Below are 23,901 nucleotides of genomic sequence, written 5' to 3' on the forward strand. Positions count from 1 at the left end.
TGAGACAGCCTCTCTTATTTTTCCAATATCCTATCTTACTTCCGGATCATTGTTCCGTTTCATTTTCTGATTTCTTCAAGGCCCCTCAAAGGTTGATGGTCTTCACCTTACCCGGAATAATGGTCAGATGCACCGTTCCATCCTTTTCTATCTCCACCTTCTGATACCTGGCCTCCACCACCACTTTTCCATCCAGCGCCATCACTCCCCACTGGCAGGCATTCCCTTCAAAAGCACAATAACCGCCCACGGGAACACAGATATTCCGGTAACAGGGAGGCACTACGATGCGGTCGCCCCATTTCAACCCCCACTTCAGCCCCATCCGGAAAGGAAGCACATCTTTTATCTCATCCAGTCTCTTCCGCCTTTTCTCCTCCTCGTCCTGCTGCCGTTCCCGCTGTACACTCTCCGCACGCCGCACGGCCTCCTCCATCAGATCTTCCATCACAGAGGCAAAATCCGCCTCGCCTGCCTTAGGAGCATTGCAGGCTATATACCGCTTCCCCCGGCCTTTCTCCACATGATAATAGTTCCCATCACCGTCCATCACCACGATGCTCCGGTCCGCCAGACGGCCGCAGCACCAGTACACCTCCTCGTCATCACCGGCCAGCACACAGGCGAAAACATCAAACAGGGTAGTCCACACAGGATCGACCAGCCGGCAGGACTTCGGAACACGGTAATCCGGTATCTTCAGGTAGAAACCATGAAAACAGAGACTGTCCTTGTGCAAGCCATACATGGAGACATACGCCTTCCGCGTGCGGCTATGGAAACTCTCCCCCACCCGCAGCAGCTCTATGCCGCCGTATGAAAAGACCACCGGCCTCTCCCGGTAAGTCCTGTTTGTCCTCAAGTCGGTGTAGCAGTCGCTCCCGTCCTCCCGGGTGACAGCAAGAAGTTCCCCTTTCAGGAACCTCAACCTCCGGCAGCGGTCTGTCACCATCAGGGGAGTTCCGGAATCATCCACCACTCCTGCCCGGCCGTCCTCAAAACGGACGGCAGCCCGGTCCGCACAAAGATCAAACACTTCCCGGTATTGAGGGAGCACGGTGATTTTGTTCCCGCACCTCAAGCCCCACAAACCACTCTGCCGGTCACGACAGGCTTTCAAGGCCGTCCGTTGCTCCCCACCGGCCGGACCGTCCTCTCCCAGACAAACCAAGTCCCCGTTCCGGACAGCATCCAGCAGACGGGCGTGTGTCATCACGACCTCCAGTTCTTCATTCCGCCTGCCATCCTCCGGCAGCGGAACGGACACGGACAGCCCGCTGTTCTCCGTCCGTATCCGGGGCTGGGCATTTCCAGCCATCCGCCCCTCGAACATCGCCTCCCAGTCACGGTCACGGACAGGCAGACCGAATATCCGGTGCAAGCCCACATTATCTATCAGCACACACGAGTCCTTATCATCCGACTTCCGAAGCCCCCGTCCCACCTGTTGCAGGTATTTCGCCAGCGAAAGCGTGGGACGTGCCAGTTGCACGAACTCCACATCGGGACAGTCGAAACCTTCGGAAAAAATATCCACATTGACCAGTACGCTGATCCTGCCCCGTCTGAAATCCTCTACCAGTTCCTTACGTTCCAGAGCGGGGGTCCTGCTGTCGATAGCAACAGACTCCACGCCATGCAGGCTGTAATAAGCCGCAATCTGTCGGGCGTGTGCGATGCTCACGGCATAGACTATCCCTTTCTTCCCGGCGGCATATCGACGGACGCTCTCATACAATTGTCGGATACCGGTCTCCCGGTTCAGCACCGCATTCATTTCCTTCACCTGGTAATCCCCGTCCGCACCCCGCTTCTTCAACGAGTCAACCAGCCGCTGTTCCCTGCTGTTCGCACGGATGGACACATAGTCAAAGGACGACAACCAGCCCCTCCCGATAAATTCCGCAATGCTCCATGAAGTAATCAGGGTATCAAACAAATCCGTGAATCCCTTGCGGTTCAGCCGGCAGGGAGTAGCAGTCATGCCCAGTTTCCTTGCCTCCGGATATCTCTTCCAAAGCTCCCGGTAGGTTTCCGCCAAAGCATGATGTGCCTCGTCAATGACGATCAATCCGGGGGATTCCTCCCTATTCTTCCAGTTACGGGACAACCACTGGATGGAAAATACCCGCACCCTCCCGGATTCTTCCGGCATACTGTCTTTCCCCGTCCTTCCGTTCTTTGCCGATTTGTCCGGTTCTTTTCCCATTCCATACCGGGCTACGGTTTCCTCTATCTGCTCCACCAGCTCCCTGCGGTGTGCCACTATCCACACCCGCATACCGACACCGCCACCACAGAGAAACTCTTTCACCACCGCAGCCAGCAGATGTGTCTTTCCCGTGCCGGTGGGCATCTGTACCATCACACTCCGGTGAAGCTCCCACTCTTCAAAGAGGCGGAGCTTCATCTCCTGCTGGTAGTCACGGAGACCGTCGTTTCTTGCCATACATCATCCCTTATTTCAGATGTATCCTGAATACCATCCCTGCACTGGGATACTTACATTGGGTCAGTTCCACCACACCACCGATATAATCCTTCCAGAAGTTATACCCGATACCGCAATTCACCGAATAACTATCGTATTCCGCTATCACATTCAGCCCATTCACAGCCTTCATCCAAAAAGAGGTAGCCGGCAGGGCAAACTGAAAATTCACCCCCGCCACAGGTCCGTTCCGGTGATAATCCAGCCGCTTGTTATAGACATAACCGAAGTGCATCCCCAACTCCCCCACATTCTTCACCCCGAAGTGCTTGGTGGCAACTATGTAATAGCGGTTCCAGTGTCCGTTACCCACCGAAGACGTACCCGTAAAACCATAATCGTCCTTATCGGGGTCGCCCAGCACATCGTTGGTGGACGGATCGTTCGCCCCCACCACTATCTGCGGTGTCCACTCCTTCCACCATCCCTCCTTCCATACACGCAGCCGGGCGGAAAACTGGCGGTCCTGATTGCGGAACTTATATGAATAACCATACTGGGGCAATCCTATTTTGTGCAGCGTACAGGTATAGCCCACTTCCAGCCACGGAAAGAGGGTGATGTTTATGTAGTAATTCCACGTGTCATAATTCCAATGCTTCGGGGTAGCCGCCACTTGCAGATAGGAAAACCCGCACAGAAAAGTCTTGTCGCGCTGCATATCCGCGCTGGGGGCGTGAAGAAGCCCCGTGGTGCCATATACATATTGCGCTTTCGTTTGCTGCAAGCATACAACCATCAGTAACACTGTCCCGTAAATCAACTTCTTTATCATCATCCGTTTTATTCTTATTTCAACAAACCCTCATAAACTCCCATCACCTGCTTTGCAATCTTGTCCCAATCATACGGAGCCATGTCATACTGCACACTATGATAATCCTCGTCTATCACCTTCTGCAATCGAGCGGCAAGAGCACCCACATCTCCACAATGAAAATAGCAGTCAGAAGAAAGGCCTACCTCCAGATTGGCAGGAATATTACTCACCACCACCGGCAAGTGATAACTCATGGCCTCCAATAATGCAATAGGCAACCCTTCATGCGATGAAGGCAGGCAATAACAGCGAGCATTTGTCAGCAACGAGTGCAACTTACGTCCCTTCACGAATCCCGTCAGCACCACGCCTGCCTCTTGCGCCATCTTCTTCAACCCCAGTGAATATTCATCTTCAAAATCCGTATCGCCCGCCAGCACTAACTTACAATCTCCAGCTTCCAACTTCTTAAAAGCTTCTATCAGGTGATGGAGGTTTTTCTCCGGCACAAAACGACACATGCCAAGGATGTACTTTCCTTTCTCAATACCCAGTTCTTCAAAATAGTCGGGATAGTCGCAAATTTCAGGCTTCGGCACACCATTGTAAATCAGATGTACCCTCTCACGCCGATGGTACTTCCGGGCAATCAGATCCTGAATTACTTCAGATATGACGATTACATCATCTGCAAACCTGCATCCCAACCGCTCCCCCAGTTTCAGCACACTTTTGGCGGCAAAGCCCCACTTGTCACGGTCATAGTCGGGCCCGTGATGCGTGAACACCACCTTCATGCCGAGCATCTTGGCGTATGGCACTAATAGCGCAGGCCCGATGGCATGAATATGCACCACGTCCGCCTTCCACTTTTTCGCCAGGTTGATGGCACGGAATGTATGGACAATCGCTTCGTAAGATTTCTTTTTAGGCGCATCAATGTCCACCAGTTTCACACCCTTCCATTCCGTGAGTGAATCTCTCACGTAACTCCTGCGGCGGATTACGGTCGTATCCACATCCCTATCCGCAATGCGGGGAAACAGTTCCTCGCAATGCGTCTCTACGCCACCCATGATATCGGGGATACCACGGGTGCCGGTAACTACTAGTTTCATCAGAATTTAGATTATTATTAATGAAGGCTACAATCCGAATAGGACAGCCACAATGCATTTAGCCTCATTTCCTGATACAGGAAATGAGGAGATAAGTTTTATCGGTAAATATTAGTTATTAAGAAACCACGCCAAATCCCTCAACAACCAGACAAAGGCAACTTCGCCCCAATTATTTGGCTTTCTATAAAAAATTATTCAATTCTTCTACAAGCCTATAAACAGTAGTAGAAGACTCTTGTTGTGCCGGATTATTCCCATCAAATTGTTTCATGATAGTTTTAGCGTGATTAATGGCTTGTTCTTGTTTAAGAAATAAAGCATTAAACATTTTAGAGCTTACGCCCGACTTCTTTGTATAAGCAAATCCGAGCAAAGTACTCAACATTTTTTCATATCTGGAACGATGCAAAGCCCCCTGATACAGATTGAAGTGAAGCAAGAACCAAAATTCAAAAGCCTGGTTGCTATAAGCCACTTCAAAACCATTCTGGCGAGCTGACAGGATTGCGGAGTTAAAGTCATTTTCTGGAAAATCATCTTTGTCAAAGACCACCCAATTCTGATTGTATGTCCTTCCTCTTTGCCTTTCCTGCTCTTTTATATTGATAGCTTTCTGTACTAATGCTAATGTCCCCATGCCTTGACCGATAGCTTTCACAGTGGCAGAAGTCAAGCGGAAGGCATTAAAGTAGTCTGGTTCAGTATTAACCCCCTCGCAAATAATCAGAAATGTTTGTTTCACTTCACGCACACCACTGATACGGGTTATCTTTCTTTCGATACGCGGATTCATATTTTTCCTTTTTGTAGCCGCCATAGTTTATTTTTCTTGCGTATTAAACAAACGGGTTAAATCTCCGACAATTGGAATAGCTCCATACTTTCCGGACAGGTAATCTTTTTCAAACGAAGCATCATTACGAACTTTATACTCTGCCAATGAATAAAGTTCGGTTGCTCCATAACGGTCTTTTTGTGTAAACCAAATCTGATCTCGTCGGAATATATTAGCACTCAACAAGTTTGTATCGTGGGTAGTGAAAATCAATTGGGCATTTTTCGGATTTGTTTCTTTTGAATTAAACAAGGTAATAATTCTACACGTAAGAAGTGGATGCATTTTGGAATCAAATTCATCTATAATCAGACGCTTCCCATTATCCAAAGCATCAATAATGGGATATGCTAAAGAAAAATACTTTATTGTACCTTCCGATTCATTTTTCCTGAATGGGAAGGTAACAGCTTTGACTTCATTACCTTCATCATCGTATTGTGTATGCGTACTGACAATAGTATTATCAATTTTTTCAATATTTTCAATACCTAAATCAGCATAACGGGAAAACTCCACAATTCGCTGTTTCATTGTGATGTCATCCAGTTGGATGGTGGCGGTATTCCATATCTTCTCATCATTAGAACCTGAAATAATAGTGGTATCGTTCAACCATTTCATGATCTCCACTGCCGTCGGATCATTGAATTGTGCCGCAACAGAAAGTAATAGTGCATTTGCTCTCACCATTCGTTTACCTGCAAGCTCTTTACCAACGGCAAACTTGGTATGAATATCAAAACTGTCTTTTTCCCGGTAGAATAATTCCACCTCCTTAGCCCTTTTCTTATTAGCTTTTTGATAGAGCCATTCCGAATGTACCGATGAATTGTCAGCTTCAAAACCATAACGATATTGATTATCCTCATCACAGAATATGGCTTCAAAATAACCTGGTTCACCTGCTGTAAGCGAATTTAACCGGAAACTTTCTATATTGACACGTTCCCCTGCCTGAATATCCTTCGATGAATTTATCACATACCACTTGAAGAACTCAAATGCTTTAATGAAATTGGATTTACCGGATGCATTGGCACCGTAAACAACCGCACTCTTCATTAACAATAATCCGGCAGTCCCTACACTAAAGATTATATCTTCAGCCGGAACCTGTATTTCTTTCAAAGCCGATGCCGCTAATGACAATGTAGACTGTTCTTTGAAAGATAGAAAATTTCCTATTGTAAATTGAATAATCATACTTTAATCGCTTCATTCGAGATTTTATCACAAATATAGCTTTTATTTTTCATATAAGGATAACTATCAAGTGAATTATATTATTTTATGTCTAACAACATGTAACAGTTCCTCGCAATGCGTCTCTACGCCACCCATGATATCGGGGATACCACGGGTGCCGGTAACTACTAGTTTCATCAGAATTTCTCCCTTAAATCACCTTGCTCAGGATCTTGCCCTACATCGCACCATTTCGGTTCCAGACAAATATCTTTTCCTTGCAGTGATTTCAGTTTATTGACCAACGCCCACTTCAGCGGATACTTGATATATTTGTGCATCACAGGACTGGCAGTTCCCACCATCCAGCAGTTTTTGGGACAACGGCGCACCATGGCGCGAACCTCCTGTGCCTGCTCACTCTCCCATATAGTCATAAAGTCGGGAGTTTCATGAATGTTTCCCATCGACTTCTTCCAATACTTCTCTTCCAGCCCATTACAAGGATATACATCACCAAAGGGATCAATGAAGAAGTTAGCCGAACCGGCCTCACAAGGCAACATACGGCGACCGCCTTCAATATAATTTATCAGTCCCATATTGAACCAGGCACGGAACCAGCTCTTCGGATGACGCTCCTTCAGCTGCCATTCAATGAGTTGCTTGAAGTCACCACACACCTCATTTTTATTAGTGATTACATTGTCTTCTTTGTGGAAGTAGTACGAATTATGAAAAGCAGCTGTGGCGAACTCCATCCCCAAGCTCTTGCTCAGTTGGTAGAGCGAAAGCATGTCTTTAGAATTATTGTTAGACACCGTGCAGCCGAAACCGATATCTTTCAGCCCCATTTCCTTCAATGTCAGCAGTGTACGAAGTCCCTTGTCGAAACCTCCCGCATGTCCACGCAGTTCATCGTTCTTACAACTCAATCCCTCGATAGAGATGCGGATGCCGATATTTGGAAACTTCTTTGCCAGCGCCACCACACGATCCTCAAACCATCCGCTGGTCGAAATGACAATACGGTCGGTATGCCGGTAGCATTCCTCCACAATCTCCGCCAAATCCTCGCGGACGAAAGGTTCGCCACCCGTCAGGTTGATAAACTTCAACTTAGGCAGTGTTCTCAAATCACTCGCTTTTATCTCTTCGCTTTTGTTGGTGGGATTAAACCAGATGTTGCACATCTTGCACTTCATGGGACAACGATAAGTCAGGATGATACTTGCGTCCGTAGGAATAGGAACAGTTTTTTGATAAGCCATAAATATTATAATATTTTTACATTTTATACACTGTGATTATTTCATTATAATACCTTTCCGCATTATAACGCTTATGTGAAGCGACAGCAATCTTAGCATTGTTGAAAGTCCGACCGTACATCGCTTCAATTTTTTTCTTTAAGTCGGCCGTATGGCGGCTTTCGAAAGTCATGCCCGTTTCCTCTGATATCAATTCAGGGATACCTCCAATCCGGGCACCCAGCACCGGAGTACCCAAGCACTGAGCTTCTATCACCGAAAGCGGATTGTTCTCGTACCATTCCGATGGGATGACCGAGAAACGGGCTTTGCCCACCAAGCGCTTGATTTCGCTCCACTGTTTAAAGCCTGCCAGCTCAATGTGCTTGCCTGCCATAGACTTCAACTCGTCTTCCAAAGGCCCTCCCCCAATAACCACCAGTTTATGTTGCGGCAACGCATTGGCCGCTTCAATCAGAGTCTTGGCACCTTTCTCGTGCGAAAGGCGGCCGATAAAGCAATAATAATCATCACGTTGACTGTAATCATCGGCCACACATGGGGCTACATCGATAAAATTGCACAATGTGTGCAACTTTGCAGTAGCAAATCCACCCTGCTTCATCTTGTCGCGCATAAATTGTGAAGGACAGACGAAAGCGTCCGTGCAGTTCTCCAAGCGCTCCCGGTGCCATTTCATTGCCTCACCATAAGAGAGGAAACTTGCTACTTTCGAGTTTTTCATGCATTTATATTCCAACACCTTGTGCTTGTCTGCAAAGCAGGATTCACATACCGTTTCCCCATTTCGCAAACAATCGTATCGAGGGCACAGCAATTTATAGTCGTGCAGGGTCCACACCACCTTTATACCTCTTTCGTGCGCCATCTCTGCAATGACCGGCGAAAGTTGCGAATGGATGTTGTTGAGATGTACCACATCCGGATGGAAATCATCGAGCAGCGCATTGAACTTCCGCTGTACCTCCCGCGTGCCAAACGGTCTCATCAGTGCTTCAATCATGCCCGTTCCGAGTTTGAACTTCACCTCAGAAGGAAAATACTTGCTCCATTGAGTTTCCAGATTTTCAGGGTAGTCCATGGCAAACACAGCCACTTCGTGACCGTGCGCTTTGAGCAGTTGCTCCAAGTTGAGTGTATGGACACAGTCACCGCCCCGGCGGTAATAGAATTTATTAGCCAGTAAGATTTTCATATATCAACATTAATTATATGACCTGCAAGATTTTCAAGGCTGCAAAGCCTGATTAAGTTATTTTGTTATACACTTTAAGGGTAAAGAATATCGATCAATTCTCACATCTGACATTCGCACAACTCCGCCAGTTTTTCCATCGATCTCTCCCGCTCTCTATGCATTATCTCATTCTCTCCTCACATTATTTATCTGCGTACGAATATTCCCCGTGGACGTCCCCGACTTGAACGTCAGGAACTGCTGGAGCGCCTCTATGAAATCCTTGCTTACCATACGTTCGGCACTAAGGATGGTATGCTTATACATATCATTCACCACCAGGTTCGCCAGGTCCGACGCACTGCGGCAATCAGCTATGCGGCGGATGATATCATCCAGTTCCCAGTCATCAGAGTAGTAAATGCACAACGTGCCACGGGCAACACGCACTGCCTCATCCTCGTCTTTCTCCTCCATACCCTTGTTCTGTTTTCTCACATGGGCGAACTCAGCACCATAAAAATTTTGCACTACCTCTATAGCATTAGGCAGTATTTGGTTGTTACCACCATGAATGTTGATGACAACACTTGCTCTCGCAGTATTTTGAGATTCTTTAGTCTCGTTTTTCATTGTTGTTTTATCTTATTTTCTAATTATTCCCGATTATTTTAAATCATAGAGTGATTATTTTAAACCACTATTGTCCTCCTGAAAATTTACCCTGTACTTTGCAGACACAAAATTCTACGCTATACATTATGAATAAAGATTTTTTCAATTCAAGCAACCCGTCTCGCTTCCACTCCCTGCGCGACACCCGGCCCGAACCCACCACCTGGCAGGTTCTTTTCAAGGAGATAACCGACGACACCCATACCGCCGCCACCCGTCATTACCGCACCCATCTGGCCACGCTGCCCGCCATCGAGGCGACAGGCGACGCGCAGCAGCTGGAGCAATGGAAGCTCACCAAGAGCAACCTCAAGAACGCACAGCCGGCATTCATCCCCTCCGTCCTGCTGGAGGGAGGGAGAACCTACGCCCATGTCAAGGGATTCACGGGATTTATCATGGTGGACATAGACGGCATCCCCCCCGAGCGCTTCGCCGCCATCCTGGCTCTGGTAAAGGAGGATATCCATTCCTTCCTGGTGTACACCACCATCTCGGGATGCGGCATCCGGGTCATCAGCCACGTGGAGGGCGGAGTGGCCAAGGCCAACTACCGCATGGTATGGGAGTGGGTCAACGACCATTACGCCCGCCTGTGCGGAGTGGAGATTGACGGACAGTGCAAGAACGCCACGCGCATGTCGGTCCTCTGCCACGACCCCGAAGCCCTGCTCCGCCCCGAAGCAGCCTCTTTCCGCACCGGCGGAATGAAGCCCCGCGAGAAGCCGAAGCGCGGCACTGCCGTGACCGTGACCGCGGAACGTGCCTACAAGATTATCCGTGCACTGCTGGAGGAGGAAGGAATAGCATACGCACCGGGCAGCTACAACGACTATGTAAGCCGCTGTTTCTATCATGCCAACCGCTACGGTGTTCCGCAGGCGGACGCCGAGGCATGGGCGCTCCGGACTTTTCCCGATTATCCGAGCGGGCAGCTGCTGCCCATTATAAAGAGTTGTTACTCGCTCACGACGGAGTTCAACACCGTCCCCCTGCCCCGTTCCGTCCGGAAAAAGGAGAAAGAGAATGACTCCTCTCATAAGAAGGCCACCGTGGAGGAGATGGAGGAGTTTATCAACGGCTACATGAAGATCCGGATGAACATGCTCACCCATCAGATTGAGACACAACTGATTGTAGATACCGATGTGAATGCCGATTCCGATACGAATGCGAAATCCGAGCGTCCCGAAGCTTCCAGCTGCCGCCACTGGCAGCGGCTCACCGACCACATAGAGAACTCCCTGTGGTGCGCCATGCAGCACCATGGAATGGCGGTCAACCTGAACGAGCTTCACACGCTGCTCGGAAGTGATTTCGTCAAGGAATATCATCCGTTGAAAGAGTATCTGGACAGTCTGCCGCCCTGGGACGGAGAGACCGACTACATCGGCCGGCTGGCCGCCATGGTGCATGTCAGGGAAAGTCCGCACAGTCCGTTGCAGCAGGACAAAAGCCGGGGACGGGACGGCCTCTCCGAGGCTCCCGTCCGCTTTGCCGACATCCTGAAACGGTGGATGGTGTCCATGGTTGCCGCGGCTCTGGACGAGACCGTGGTGAACCAGGTGATCCTCACTCTGATAGGGCGGCAGGGAAGTTACAAGACCTCGTTCATGCAGCATATCCTGCCGCCCGCATTGTCCGAATATTACACCACGAAGAGCAATTCGAGCCGCATGACCAAGGACGACCTGTTCACCATGACCGAGAACCTGGTGATCAACCTGGAGGAGATCGACACCATGCCTCCCTCGGAGCTGAACCAGCTGAAGGCGATGGTGACGCAACGCTACGTGGACGAGCGCCGGGCATACGGGCGCAACAAGGTGCACCTGCCCCATGTGGCCTCGTTCGTAGCCACCGGAAACAACCTCCAGTTCCTGACCGACGACACGGGAAACCGCCGCTGGCTGCCCTTCGAGGTGGAGGGCATAGACAGCCCGTGGGAGGCGGACATCCCCTACGAGGGCATCTACAGCCAGACGTACGCGCTCTATCAAGACGTAAAATTCCGTTACTGGTTTAGCGATGAGGAGATACAGCAGTTGCGCGGCCATGTGCAGCAGTTTGAGGTGCCCCGTCCGGAGTATGAGCTGATCCTGACCTTCTACCGCAAGCCCGTGGGGCTGGAACGGGGAGTCTATACCACCAGCAGCCAGATCATCGGACGTTTCGGAAACACCTCGCTGCGGCTGAGCCTCCAGAAGGTGGGCCGTGCCATGCGCGAGCTGGGCTTCCGGCAGATAAAGGCCTCCAACGCCAACTATTGGGTGGTGGTGGAGCGCACCACCGAGGAGGTGCAGCACTTGCTGCCGGCCGAGGCGGAACAGCAGCTGTTGCCATCCGGAGAGGAACAGGCGGATCCCCCCGGCGGAAAGCCTTCCGAGGAGAGTGCCGAACTTCCCTTCTGACACACTTGGTGGAGGATATGGAGGATATTTTTCAAACTTTCCATTATATGGGAATAAGAAGTATCTTCCTTTAAAGGAAAGAATAATAAGTATATTATTTATATAAGTTATATAATAACCCTCCATATCCTCCACTGAAATTGATATTCAAGCATTTACAAAAGAAACAATTCAAGAGTCACTTAGAAAAGAAACAATTCAAGAGCCATGAACAAACAAGAACTCGCCCTGCAATATTTTCCCGATGCCACTTCCGCCACCGCCGTGCGCCACCTCACACGATGGATAGCCCGTTGCCAACCCCTGGTCGAAGCCCTCACCGGAACCGGCTACCAAAGCCGGAACCGAACCTTCACCTGGAAGCAGGTGACCCTGATCCGCCAGTATCTGGGCGAACCATCCGCCGCATCCTGACCCATTCCGAAAGAAATTTTTCCGTAGACGGACATAAACGGACATAGACGGACACTGCGATTTTGAGGGGTGATACCTTTGCACACGTCAAGGAGATGCAGCGGACAGACTAGGCCTGTTCAGCGAACAAGCTAAGCCTGTTCAACGAACAAGCTAAGTCTGTTCAACGGACAAGTTAAGTCTGTTCAACGGACAAGCCAAGTCTGTTCAGCACATTCTCCAAGACCTGCAGGCCCGGTGGATATTCCGGACAGTCCGCTACAGCCGCGCAGTGACTGAGTGTTTAACCATTAAAAACAAACCGATTATGTCAATCAATTACAGTATTGCCATGCTTGGCAACCCTATCGACGAGGATGCGCCAAAAAAGGCCTACGCCAAGTCACAGTACACCAACATCCTGACGCTGGACAAGTTTGCCCAGCACATCGCCAGCCACGGATCCAAGTACAACCGCGCAGACATCTATGCCGTGCTGATGCAGACCGTGGACTGCATGCGTGAAATGCTGCTGGAAGGAAAACGCATCGAGATGGGCGACCTGGGCGTGTTCAGCATCAGCATCCAGAGCCAAGGGGCGGAAAACCTGGAGACCTTCAACCCCGCCATCCACATCGAACAGCTCAACGTGAACTGGTCACCGGGCGACCGCTTCCGCAACCTTCTGGACAATGCCGTGTTCAACCTCGTCCCCTCGCGCCGTGCAGCCAAGATCCTGTTGAAGAGCATCAAGGCAGGCGAAACCACCGTAGACCTGACGGGAGGAGAAGGAGGAGGAAACGAAGCCGACCAGCCCACCGAAGAACAGGTGTGACCCGACTGGGACGGACATGTAGTCCGTCCCAGTAATTTCCCGAACTCTTATGGAAAACTAAAATTTAAAGAATAATGAGCGAAAATAATAAAATCACCTGGCAGAAGGTTATTCAGGCCATCATTCAGGCGGCAATCGCCGCCCTCACCGCACTGGGAATCACCAGCTGCACAACCTTTCCTCTTGGCCTATGATAGAGGAATCCTTTCCCCTGCTCACCGCCGATGAGGAAGTGGCGAGCGAACGAGAACTGCTGAAAAGCGTAGAGGACGGGCCGTATATGCAGAAAGTGAAATATATCATCATACACTGCTCCGCCACCCGCGAGAACCGGGACTTCACCGTAGAGGACCTGCTGCGTTGCCACCGCCGGCGCAAGTTCCGCACCATCGGATATCATTTCTACATCCGCCGCTCGGGCATCGTCACCCAGCACCGCAAGTTGAAGGAAGTGGGCGCGCACTGCCGCCCGTGGAACCGTTGCTCCATCGGTATCTGTTACGAGGGCGGTCTGGATGCGGAAGGGCATCCGGCCGACACACGCACGCAGGAACAATGTGAACAGCTGCTGTTGTTGCTGATGAAGCTCAGGAAACTCTTTCCGGACGCGAAGATCCGAGGACACCGGGACATGCCGGGAAGCATTCCGAAGGCGTGCCCGTGTTTTGATACGGAAAGTGAATACGGATTTTTGGAAAAGTAAATTTATTTTTATTGAAAGGCTAAGGCGGACAAGTAGCGTTCCGTCTTAGCCTTTTGTTCTAATTTCTTGCTTGTTTTTCATTCTTGCTTTTCATTCCTCCACCACCCACTTTTCAATGTTGTGGGTTTCCGCTAGTTCGGCAACAGGCTTTGCATCAGCCCCACCCTTATTTCACGGTTCGGGATATCCAGCGTATAAAGCTCCGTCAGCTTGTCATAGTCCTTTATCGTGATATAGCCGCTCTGATAGAGCAGAGGCACAATAGTTGTCATCCGCTCGGTAGGGGCATCAAAACTGGCAGCCATGGCCTGCATACTGTGCCCCACTTCAGAGGGAAGGACGTGGAACTTGCGCAGCATCTCTATCAGATAGGTGGGCGCGCCGCTGCCAAACCAATAGTTGTCTATCTTCCTTCTTTCCAAGGCATTCAGCAGGCTGAACGGGTTATAAATATCGGGCGAAGGCCAAGTGAAATGATAACCGTCATATTTCTCTTTCAATTTCAGCAGGATATCTTCTTTGCTCATCTCCTGTGATATGGCCAGGTGTTCTATATGTCCGGCCATCTGTTCCAGCATTTCCTCCTGAGTAATGCCACAAATGGCAGCGTATGGTTTCAACATACTGACATTCGAGATATTGTTCAAAGTGCCGGACATGCTGAGCTGCGCGAACTTGGTGACGCCGGTCAGGAACACAAAGCGCAGATAAGGGTCACACCCCTTCAGCGGACTGTAAAAATTATGCATCACATTACGAAGTGCGGGGAGGTTCTCTTCCTCGTGCATCACATCCAGCAAGGGCGCGTCATACTCGTCAATGAGGACTACCACCTGGCGGCCCGTCTGTTCACAGGCACGCTTTATCAGATCCGCCAACTGGATGTTAACCTCCGCATCATTGTTTTTCGTCAGGCCATATTTTTCATTATATCCCCGCAACTGCCAGACCAGATACTCATTCAGTTTCTCCTTGTCCACATGCTTGGCCCGGCTCATGTCAAAATGCAGCACCGGATATTCCGTCCATTCGTTTTCCAGCTTTTCTATGGCAAGCCCTTTGAAGAGTTCTTTCTTCCCGGAAAAATAGCTATGCAGCGTGGAAACCAGCAACGATTTACCGAACCGGCGGGGACGGCTCAGGAAATAATAATTGGAAGCACCGTATGCCATACGGTAAATATATTCCGTCTTATCTATATAAAGGTAGTTCCCCTCTATGACTTTCTCAAAAGTCTGTATCCCTATCGGGCATCTCTTCAACTGCTGCTGTTCCATGATTCATCGTTTAAATCCTAATAAAAAGGGTTATTTCTTTTCAGAGAAGAATTTAAACCCTATACAATCATATGTTCAAACTCCACACCGCCAATTCTAGCGCCACACAAAGAAAAACAAGAACTAGAATACATCTCTGGTGCAGTGATCATATAAACTTTACTTGCTAGCGAAATCATATATTGATCGAGGAAAGCCTTCAACACCTGCTCATGATTATTATTAAAACAAATATGACCGATGGTATCAGGATTGAGCGTTTCCACAGGCAGATCATCTAATGAATGTAGAAATATTTTGCTGTCTGAAAACACCAGCATCTTTTTGTGAGGATTGCAGGCAATTATCTTTCGAATACCAGCTTTACATCGTTCTATAAGGAGTTGCTTTTCACTTTCCGTTGAGAGTCTATTATAATGTCCTTCTTCAAAATCTTCCAAAGCATTCACAAATCGCAGGTGTATGGCGCAATAGCTTTGGGGAGGCATCCCCGTGTCATGGATGGCCCGTACAATTTCCTCGTTGGGTGTAAACAACTCATGGTAGAGTTCATGCCATTTATATCCCGTATTCTCAAATATCTCAGGAATAATATCGCCCGTATAATTATAGCAATGATATTGACACCCAGACGTTGCCGACAAATGCCACCCTCGTTTCTCATTCACAAACCGGGTTTTAAAGAAGGAATATTCCAAATCTCTAAAATCGGCCACCCAATCATTATCTATGCTTGTCGGATGTAAATAATCCTCCAGCACAAAAGGTTGCTTGAATACAATCTTGAAATGCAACCCATTTTTCTTTGCTTCATTATAACATGCGATTATTGCCTTCATACGGTCAGCAAGCCCGGGATGATTAAAGCGAGGATCTATTACGAAGAAAAAAGTGTCAATTTTTTTAACTTTTCCAATTCCCATTAATCTCACATAGAAAGCATTACGCATTATTCTACGAAACAACCGGTAAATACGAGTTATTCCTTTTAAGTGTATGCGAAAAAAGTATCTAATTCTATTCATGTGTGCATATTCATTATAGATGACATATTGAGGATATTCATACAACACATATTATATGAAATTCATTCAATATACTTTTATTTTTTTAGAATCTCATAATTCTGCAAGTAGGCCCGTGCCGTGACACTCACATCATACGTATTCCTCACATAATCCTTCGCTTCATCGGCCTTCGTCATCGCTTCGCCATAATGTTCCTTGATAAAGACTATCTGCCGCTGCAAGTCGTCGGCATCTCCATTGGCAAAAACCCAGCCATAGCGGTTGCCCTGTATCACCTCGGCAGGGCCTTGCCCCTCGCTGACCAATACAGGTACGCCTGCCGCCATAGCCTCCGCAACTGTCAGACCGAAACCTTCCCAACGGGATGGCTGCACAAAGAGGTCGTAGTCAGCCAGATGCGTTGCCACGTAGCCCTGCGTCTGCTTGCCCAGAAAACGTACATACGTTTCAGCATGCAATTCGGCAGTAAGCTGTTTTAGATATTCCATGCTGGAGCCGATACCGATAAAGTCCACCGTAACAGTTCCTTGCAACGCTGCCACTGCACGGATGAGCAAGTCCTGCCCCTTCTTGTCGTGTTCTAGACGGCTCACCATGACGATGCGCAACTGTCTGCCGGGCATGGTCTTAGGACGTGAGACAAAACGGGAGGTCACGATACCGTTGCATACCACCGTGCTCTCCACACCATAATTATCATGCAGTGCCTGCTGCACAGCATTGCTGATAGAGAATACTAGCGGCACTTCGTCGATGTTCACCACATTGCTCGATCTGGCGAGTACCATGTGGGCAAAGGGCACAAGGTTCATCAGACGCCCATGCCTTACCGATCCTATTGGTAAGTCGTGTAGCGTGGAACACGCTACACGACTTTGCTTATTGCACAGCAACCGGATTAATTCGCTACAATGCAGGTGAATCACATCAGGAGATAACCGGTCTAGAACACGGTTCAACTGATATATGAAACTCAGTGAACGCGAGTGCAGCTTGCGGTTGAGACAAACGAGTCTAACACGCAATGAGAGTGTGTCTACAAGCGACTTTTCCAGCCAGTCATTAATAATAATGATGCTCACTTCAGCCCCTGCTTTGGCTTGCTCGTTGGCAATATTGACAAGCATGGTCTCGATGCCACCGAAGCCGAGGCTCCAGAAGATATGGGTTACTTTCATTTTTTAGAAAATAAATATTATTTTTTATGCATAATCGCTTTTTGCAATCGAAGCAAAAACTTTGACACTACAACCGAAAAGCAATAAAGCCAATAAGCAGGTTTAGACACCCCCATATAATTCTTCATATAATAACGGGCACTTCTATAATTATGATCCAGAATGAACAAACTTGGTGAAAAAGAAGTAGTAGATGCCCCCAAGTGAATACATTTTAAATCTGTAAGAAGATAATTCCGCTTGCCTATGGATTTTACTTTTTGCCAAAGTATATTCTCTTCAAAGTACAAAAAAGTGTAGGGGTCGAAAAAACGCAAGTCAGCAAATAATTGTTTACGTATAAACATGCACGAACCAGAAGGTAGTTCAATAGGAATCACTTTAGTAAGAAGTGTCCCTTTCTTAATAATATAACGTTTTTCCACAAAAGGATTATCAGTCCCTATAGCCTTATAACAATAATGAAAAAAGTTTTCTACCAATTCTGCTTTATAGGAAGTGTCAAATCGCGCGCAATTGACATCAATCTCCTCCATGTCCTTCTTATATAAAAGGGGACTGACCAATGCGGCATCCTCATGGTTCTCCACAAAAGCTACCAACGCAGGAATTATATCCTGTATGAAAAGTACATCATTATTAAGAATCATCACATACTGTACATCCGCATCCTTCTCCAAAAGATGCAAGGCTTTATTGTTACCACGTGCATATCCATCATTAGATGAACTTTCAATAAATGTAATATAAGGCAAGGTTACCGATGAAGAACTAACTTTTACTGACAACTCTTCGTCATTGAGTCGCAAATTACGCCCTGCATACCTCCTCTCTACATATTGTTTCAAATTCATGACCTCATCACGATGTGTAGACCCATTATCTACCACGACCAATTTAACAGGAGCAGTATTATAATGTTCAACACTCCTAATACAGTTGAGAGTATCCTTATAATTATTGTAATTAAGAATGATAAGTGCTGTTACTTTCAATGTAAAATCGCTGTTCTCTGCCATTGATTATATTATATAAAGTAAGAAAATAAAATATCATATACAAGGTAAAAAATGAATAAGATATCCCTGTCAAACAAATGCTAAAAAGAAATGGAACGCACAAGGTATGAGCGCGTCCCTTCTCTTCTTTATTTATACACTTTCTCAACAGTCCCTTGTATAAACCGATATAGAAAATAAAGAAGAACACAGTACCCAAAATTCCACCATCTACAAGTTCCTCTAAAACTACACTTTCATAACCCAACATACCTGAATGAGTCTCTCCATAATTGCGTACGTGCCCTTCACCATATCCCATTAACAGCCTGTTATCAATCACTTGGAATGCATAGGTCAGCTGTTCTGTACGTCCACCTAGAGAACTACCATGCATTTCAGCCTTAGCAGCCGCTTTATCATTCCAAAACAACACAAAACCTTCCACTGTATCCTTAGTTTCTTTTGAAAGCATCGGATAACAAAAAAGCGCCAAAACAATGCCTACTAAAACAGATAACACGATATAAGAAGTTCTTTTACAATACACTACATATATTGCAATAGCTAGCAACATTGGCACTAATGCAGAACGTGATCCACAAAACACGCACATCAACATCAAGCCAACAACCAACGGCCAATATATAAATAACCGAGAACGATGCTCAAATTGATGTAGTGCATAACAAAAAAGTAATAATGAAGCTTGTCCCAACTGTAACGGGTGAATAAAAGTGCTGGATATTCGCCCTGCAATTAAACCACGGCTTTCTTCTTGAAAAACATTTGCCATATCAAAATTATCCGTTAACAAACTGATATAAGCAATATATGGATTGAAAAATGTGAAATAATTAAATAGCCCATAAGCAATAATTATAAAAGCACAGACTATTAATGATATATCTATGATCTTAATTGCCTTATCATCCAAGCTTATATAACACATAGCATAGGCAAACATCGTATATTCTACAGAAAACAATAGCATGTTCTTCAGATACTCTCCAATAGAAATTTCACCAAATGATGCTAAAAATGCACAGACAACAACATAGCCCCAATACCCTTTTATTATCTGGAAAATTCCTCGGAATTGTACTTGTTGATGCCTGCTATAAAAAAATAAAAGAGCACAAAAGATGAATATGCTTAAATTGAACACATTTAAATTCACACCTATATTAAACTTCAAAATACCTGGTACTAAAAGTAGTATAACTATTACAGCAGCCAAAGAATACCCTTTGTTGATAGGGAAAAATATGACCTCAGCAAAAAGTATCAGAATAATTACATTAAAAATATCCATATATAAAGCATAAAATGTCAGCCCCCGAAAAAGTACCTATATACTGAACGTAAAAAACGGCTGTCTATTAACTATCGACATGTCATCTACCCAATTATATCTAGCCGCAGATTGAAAAGATACTCCTGACAAACTTATCAAAACAGTTCTGAGCCATATTTTGTGCCTTAAATCTAAGTTTCTGATCTAAGCAAATAACATTTAATTTACTCCGAATCAATTCAATAGTCGCTTGCATATTTTCAGAAGAAATAAAAGTATCTACTATGTCCACCATCATTTCTTCCCCTCCTAACGAGCACAATAAACCGGACATTTTATGCTCGTAACTAAGAGATATAAATGGCACACCATTATTAATAGCAAATACAATAGAATGATAACGGGCACCTATTACACTCTGTGCACCAGCAATAACTGTTTGCTGAACATCTGAATTGTATTTATCACTAATAGACACTAATGGAGCATTAGGATTCCGACCCTTAATTTTTTCGAAGAACAAATAATCACACCAGCCACCAGCATTAAAAAGTTGCGGTAACATGACAATATTGTGACCGGGATAACGTTTAATCAATAAGTCAATAATGCTAGAATAAAATGTCAACAAAGAGTCATCAGAAACATGCCGATAAGCATAATGCCAATTAAGTTGATTGGGTACAAATACTACATAAGGTTTGTGACCTATAAAACTAAGTATTTCATCAGGTAATTCCAGCTTGGGAGAATCCAAAAATGCAGAATCTACTGTAGCTACATACCGAATGCCCAACTCCTGTGCCAAGGACTCAGACTTCTTGTCACGGATAGATAAAAAAGAAAAATAATGTAACATTTCAACACTTAATTTTTTAAACTGCCGATTACTTCGTGTTACAACAGGAAAAGGGCCAAACGAACGCCCATAATAAACCAAAGGTTTTCCTATATATTTAGCAAGTTGTAACATAAACAGATGCCACCAGTTCTGAAACCCTCCCATACAAATGCCTCCAGGTGCACACAACACCACATCCGATTCCTTATATAACTTCATTATATTGAAAATCATCGGATGTAAATGCCAAATCCAACGTACATTGTAAATCATACCCAATTTGGACAAACATCCCATTCCTCTCATTTCAGAAAGATTGACATAGGTCACTTGTGGTAAATGAACATCAAACTGGTGTATGCTGTCAGGATTTGCACCAATGAACAATACTGTCACACGTACATTCTTCTTTTCCTTGCAAACAGCTCTCAACAAAGCTTTATGAGCCGATTCGTCCCCACGATTGTTTAGAGGTTGATTTATCATTAAAATATTCATGACTTTATTATTAAAACATTCAAACCACTCAATCCTTTACCTTCTCTATAGCTCCTAATGGCTATTATTACCATAATAAAGTGAGTTGTTTCGCTAGATGATTATACTATTGGTCTTTGATTCAAAACGAAAGTATATATTTAAATATGAAATTCTAAATTGAGGACTCATACCAATATCATTTCTTTAATATGGATTTTATTGTGTTCATCCCCTCGTGTCCAAACAGGAATTTAACAACTTTCTTAGCTGTTCCTTTCAAACTTTTATCTATTTCGATATTCCACATTCTCTTTAACGCATCATTCTCATCTTTCACATGGGTAAAGACCTCAAAAATCATCGATTTTTCTGCTAATTCGGGAGTAACGAAACGAGGATAAACCTTATCAAACTCTTCCTTACTAGACGCAGACAAGTACTCGAATCCCAAATCCTCCGCATAATGGCGGACTAATACAGATGATTGGTTACCGAAATGGTTTTCCGCTGAAATATAAGACTCTATGTCATTCACACAAGTAATGATGTTTGTTTGCTTGAACAACAGAAATTCTGCCCCAAGAGAATTGTTAATCAACAAAACCCGCAGGTTGTTCCCAATATGACGGTTGCCAAGCGAATTAATGTCGTAAAAGAAAGACAAGTCGCCGACTACTCCAAAATAAAGTTTCTCAGGATGAATCAAAGAAGCACCTATCAAAGAAGAGAGGTTACCATCGATACCAAATCCACCCTGGTTGCAATAAATATCCACCGTGGGATGAAATCTGAAATAACTCCATGAACGCAAGGGGCTTAATATACCCAAATGCATAACTGAATTTTCAGGTATCTTGTCGTGTAGCCGAGAAGCCACATAGATATGAGAGAAAGGAAGTTCCGGCAATTTACCCAAAATCCGCTTCTCCATATTCAAACATGACATAAGATAGGAATCATCTCCATTTTCTTCTTTGGCCATTGCCACATAGTGGCTCCAAAAATCTCCTTCAGACATTTCGAAAACAGCGCTTAGCTTTCCATATCTATCAGACAATTTTCCGTCCTGACAAACCCTCCATACTTCTTTAGGGGTTCCTACCATTCCTGCCTCATCCGACATATCCCCGATGTGTATCAGTAAATCAGGATTTTTATTAGTGTCTGCTATGCTTTGGCAAGCAGGTAAATTATAATTTACACAATACTTTCCATGATAATTGGCAGTAGCATCACAAAACGCGACTGCATTGTATGCGTGGCAAAACGCCTCCAACAAAGCCGCATCCTCAGGCTTCCATTTCGAATGCGACCCAATATAAACAGCAGTCTTTCTTTTATGGATTGGTGGAAGTTTACCATGAGGCAAATAACGATGAATAACCTTCACGGATGGCAATTCTCTTATGGAAAAGTTATGGCTATAACGGGTTGTCAGATTAATGTGGACAGGCCCTCTTCCGTGGTGGTCAAGTTCCAAAATCGCACGGTTGGCTTTTAACGTTACATTCCATTCATCATCCTCATCTTTGACCGTTTGCAAATGTTCACTGCATTTCACGATGTCAGAAGGTTGCTGATGTCGGTCAATGACTTGCGGAATAAGGTGACCAATCTTGGACTCTTCTTGTGTGGAAGTGACCGCCAATATGGGCAATTTACGGTAGAAAGCTTCTGTAAGTGCTGGGAAATAATTACGCGATGCCGTTGCTCCCGTACAACTTAACACTACCGGTTCTCCGCTTTCAGCAGTCATGCCACAAGCCATGTAGGCAGCGGAACGTTCATCCACACAACTGTACATTTCAAACCAAGGGTCCTGTTGTAAACTCCCTACGAAAGTGACATTAGCCGACCCGGGAGAAGCGATCACCTGTTTTATGCCATGTGCTTTAAGGAGAGCTATGAGTATCTGCACATTACGCTCATCAGTATAGTATTGTTCCATTTTCCAATCTAATTCTTTAAAAGTTATAATTCACATCATCAAACGTAATCAGTCCCGCTCCACCCGTCATGCAAACAATGTCTCCTACCACTGTCCTTCCCATGTCACTAACCAAGAAGACAGCCATGTTGGCTATTTCCTCAGGCAAAGCATAACGACCCAATGGATTTCCCTCGAATAAAAGGTTACTACTTACATCTTTCAAAATCATAGGAGTGACTGTTGGTCCGGGAGCAATGCCATTCACCACAATGCCGTAAGGTGCGAACGATTTGGCAAGTCCCAGTGTCAATCCTCGCAAGCCCCATTTCGATAGGGTATAAGCCGATGCAGCCGGTCGGAAAGACGAAGAAGAAGCAATATTCAAAATATTACCTTTTATCTTATTTTGCTTCATGTTCCTTGCTACCATTTGCGAAAGGAAAAAAGTACCTTTCAGATTAGTATCTAATACAGCATCATACTCTTCCTCTGTAGCGGTGGATATATCTCCTCCAAGCAAACCCGCATTGTTTACCAAAATGTCGATCTTTCCACAAATATGCTCAGCTTCTTTTAACCTTTCGGAAAAAGACTGGACATCACGGTTGTCAAGTAAAAGAAAATGAATTTCATTATCCATATCTATTGAGCATTGGTTCTTCAATTTATGAATTGAAGCAACCAATCTTGCTTCATCGCGTCCCGTGATACAAACTGACGCCCCACTCCTAAGAAACACTTCGGCTATAGTATACCCAATGCCACTCGTGCCACCAGTGATAAAAGCCGTCCGTCCACAGAGTAATTTATTCGGTGGCAAAGTAACAATATTTGCTGTAACGTGTTGCACAGGTAATCCTGTCAACAGATAACGTCCTACTCTCTTTATATATTTCTTCAGTTCCATAATCTTCGTATGTTGATATACTTTAAAAATTCAAGTGACAAAATCTATTCATCAATACATCAATTTGAAAAAATCGACATTATCGGATTGAATACCCTTATACAA

Annotated in this window: 20 protein-coding genes and 1 pseudogene; 5 read left to right on the top strand and 16 right to left on the bottom strand. The window is 45.7% G+C overall.

The window, feature by feature from the left end:
* Positions 1-85: 85 nt before the first annotated feature.
* The 8 genes from ACYQ0C_RS11305 to ACYQ0C_RS11340 all read right to left on the bottom strand — a co-directional run bounded on the left by ACYQ0C_RS11305 (position 86) and on the right by ACYQ0C_RS11340 (position 9,476).
* A complete protein-coding gene (locus tag ACYQ0C_RS11305) occupies positions 86-2,449 on the bottom strand; it encodes a DEAD/DEAH box helicase (RefSeq protein ID WP_016277619.1) in 2,364 nt (787 codons plus the stop codon).
* Positions 2,450-2,459: 10 nt separating this feature from the next.
* Positions 2,460-3,269: a YjbH domain-containing protein gene (locus tag ACYQ0C_RS11310; protein WP_032942037.1), complete on the bottom strand. Its 810-nt coding sequence runs from the start codon at positions 3,267-3,269 to the stop codon at positions 2,460-2,462.
* Positions 3,270-3,280: 11 nt separating this feature from the next.
* Positions 3,281-4,369, bottom strand: coding sequence for a glycosyltransferase family 4 protein (locus ACYQ0C_RS11315; RefSeq protein WP_016277621.1), 1,089 nt, complete (start codon positions 4,367-4,369; stop codon positions 3,281-3,283).
* Between the two features lie 184 nt (positions 4,370-4,553).
* Positions 4,554-5,189, bottom strand: a complete 636-nt coding sequence (locus ACYQ0C_RS11320; protein ID WP_005852674.1) for an RloB family protein — start codon at positions 5,187-5,189, stop codon at positions 4,554-4,556.
* 3 nt (positions 5,190-5,192) lie between these two features.
* Entirely contained in the window at positions 5,193-6,413 is a 1,221-nt protein-coding gene (locus ACYQ0C_RS11325) for an AAA family ATPase (RefSeq protein ID WP_016277622.1), read from the bottom strand.
* Between the two features lie 179 nt (positions 6,414-6,592).
* Positions 6,593-7,666: a radical SAM protein gene (locus tag ACYQ0C_RS11330; protein WP_016277624.1), complete on the bottom strand. Its 1,074-nt coding sequence runs from the start codon at positions 7,664-7,666 to the stop codon at positions 6,593-6,595.
* A 16-nt stretch (positions 7,667-7,682) separates the two neighbouring features.
* Positions 7,683-8,861, bottom strand: a complete 1,179-nt coding sequence (locus tag ACYQ0C_RS11335) for a glycosyltransferase (RefSeq protein ID WP_016277625.1) — start codon at positions 8,859-8,861, stop codon at positions 7,683-7,685.
* Positions 8,862-9,029: 168 nt separating this feature from the next.
* Positions 9,030-9,476: a hypothetical protein gene (locus tag ACYQ0C_RS11340; protein WP_016277626.1), complete on the bottom strand. Its 447-nt coding sequence runs from the start codon at positions 9,474-9,476 to the stop codon at positions 9,030-9,032.
* A gap of 128 nt (positions 9,477-9,604) precedes the next feature.
* Here ACYQ0C_RS11340 and ACYQ0C_RS11345 point away from each other — a divergent pair, with 128 nt between their 5' ends.
* The 5 genes from ACYQ0C_RS11345 to ACYQ0C_RS11365 all read left to right on the top strand — a co-directional run bounded on the left by ACYQ0C_RS11345 (position 9,605) and on the right by ACYQ0C_RS11365 (position 13,860).
* Positions 9,605-11,929 carry a VapE domain-containing protein gene (locus tag ACYQ0C_RS11345; protein WP_175271235.1) on the top strand — a complete coding sequence of 775 codons (2,325 nt, stop codon included), beginning with the start codon at positions 9,605-9,607 and terminating at the stop codon, positions 11,927-11,929.
* A gap of 207 nt (positions 11,930-12,136) precedes the next feature.
* Positions 12,137-12,343, top strand: coding sequence for a DUF4248 domain-containing protein (locus ACYQ0C_RS11350; protein ID WP_128812066.1), 207 nt, complete (start codon positions 12,137-12,139; stop codon positions 12,341-12,343).
* 307 nt (positions 12,344-12,650) lie between these two features.
* Positions 12,651-13,157, top strand: a complete 507-nt coding sequence (locus ACYQ0C_RS11355; protein WP_025077112.1) for an HU family DNA-binding protein — start codon at positions 12,651-12,653, stop codon at positions 13,155-13,157.
* 74 nt (positions 13,158-13,231) lie between these two features.
* The gene (locus ACYQ0C_RS11360) at positions 13,232-13,351 is read left to right on the top strand and encodes a smalltalk protein (RefSeq protein ID WP_175271236.1); all 120 of its coding nucleotides are present in this window, start codon (positions 13,232-13,234) and stop codon (positions 13,349-13,351) included.
* Positions 13,348-13,860: an N-acetylmuramoyl-L-alanine amidase gene (locus ACYQ0C_RS11365; RefSeq protein WP_025077111.1), complete on the top strand. Its 513-nt coding sequence runs from the start codon at positions 13,348-13,350 to the stop codon at positions 13,858-13,860. The genes ACYQ0C_RS11360 and ACYQ0C_RS11365 overlap by 4 nt, the downstream gene beginning before the upstream one ends.
* 137 nt (positions 13,861-13,997) lie before the next feature.
* Here the strand turns inward: ACYQ0C_RS11365 and ACYQ0C_RS11370 are convergent.
* From ACYQ0C_RS11370 to ACYQ0C_RS11405, 8 genes and pseudogenes are all read right to left on the bottom strand, one after another.
* Positions 13,998-15,137: pseudogene (locus ACYQ0C_RS11370) on the bottom strand (ATP-binding protein); the annotation flags it as partial.
* Positions 15,138-15,196: 59 nt separating this feature from the next.
* On the bottom strand, positions 15,197-16,060 hold the full coding sequence (locus tag ACYQ0C_RS11375) for a hypothetical protein (protein WP_235783265.1): 864 nt from the start codon (positions 16,058-16,060) through the stop codon (positions 15,197-15,199).
* A 179-nt stretch (positions 16,061-16,239) separates the two neighbouring features.
* Positions 16,240-17,343: a glycosyltransferase family 4 protein gene (locus tag ACYQ0C_RS11380; protein WP_016277630.1), complete on the bottom strand. Its 1,104-nt coding sequence runs from the start codon at positions 17,341-17,343 to the stop codon at positions 16,240-16,242.
* Between the two features lie 17 nt (positions 17,344-17,360).
* On the bottom strand, positions 17,361-18,362 hold the full coding sequence (locus ACYQ0C_RS11385; protein WP_016277631.1) for a glycosyltransferase family protein: 1,002 nt from the start codon (positions 18,360-18,362) through the stop codon (positions 17,361-17,363).
* Positions 18,310-19,656 carry an O-antigen ligase family protein gene (locus ACYQ0C_RS11390; protein ID WP_016277632.1) on the bottom strand — a complete coding sequence of 449 codons (1,347 nt, stop codon included), beginning with the start codon at positions 19,654-19,656 and terminating at the stop codon, positions 18,310-18,312. The genes ACYQ0C_RS11385 and ACYQ0C_RS11390 overlap by 53 nt, the downstream gene beginning before the upstream one ends.
* 100 nt (positions 19,657-19,756) lie before the next feature.
* Positions 19,757-20,977 carry a polysaccharide pyruvyl transferase family protein gene (locus ACYQ0C_RS11395; protein ID WP_016277633.1) on the bottom strand — a complete coding sequence of 407 codons (1,221 nt, stop codon included), beginning with the start codon at positions 20,975-20,977 and terminating at the stop codon, positions 19,757-19,759.
* Between the two features lie 178 nt (positions 20,978-21,155).
* Positions 21,156-22,907 (bottom strand): thiamine pyrophosphate-binding protein, encoded by a 1,752-nt coding sequence (locus tag ACYQ0C_RS11400; RefSeq protein ID WP_016277634.1) that lies wholly within the window; start codon positions 22,905-22,907, stop codon positions 21,156-21,158.
* Between the two features lie 16 nt (positions 22,908-22,923).
* On the bottom strand, positions 22,924-23,796 hold the full coding sequence (locus ACYQ0C_RS11405; protein ID WP_016277635.1) for an SDR family NAD(P)-dependent oxidoreductase: 873 nt from the start codon (positions 23,794-23,796) through the stop codon (positions 22,924-22,926).
* Positions 23,797-23,901 lie beyond the last annotated feature (105 nt).

This window comes from Phocaeicola sartorii JCM 17136 = DSM 21941, from assembly GCF_054653615.1.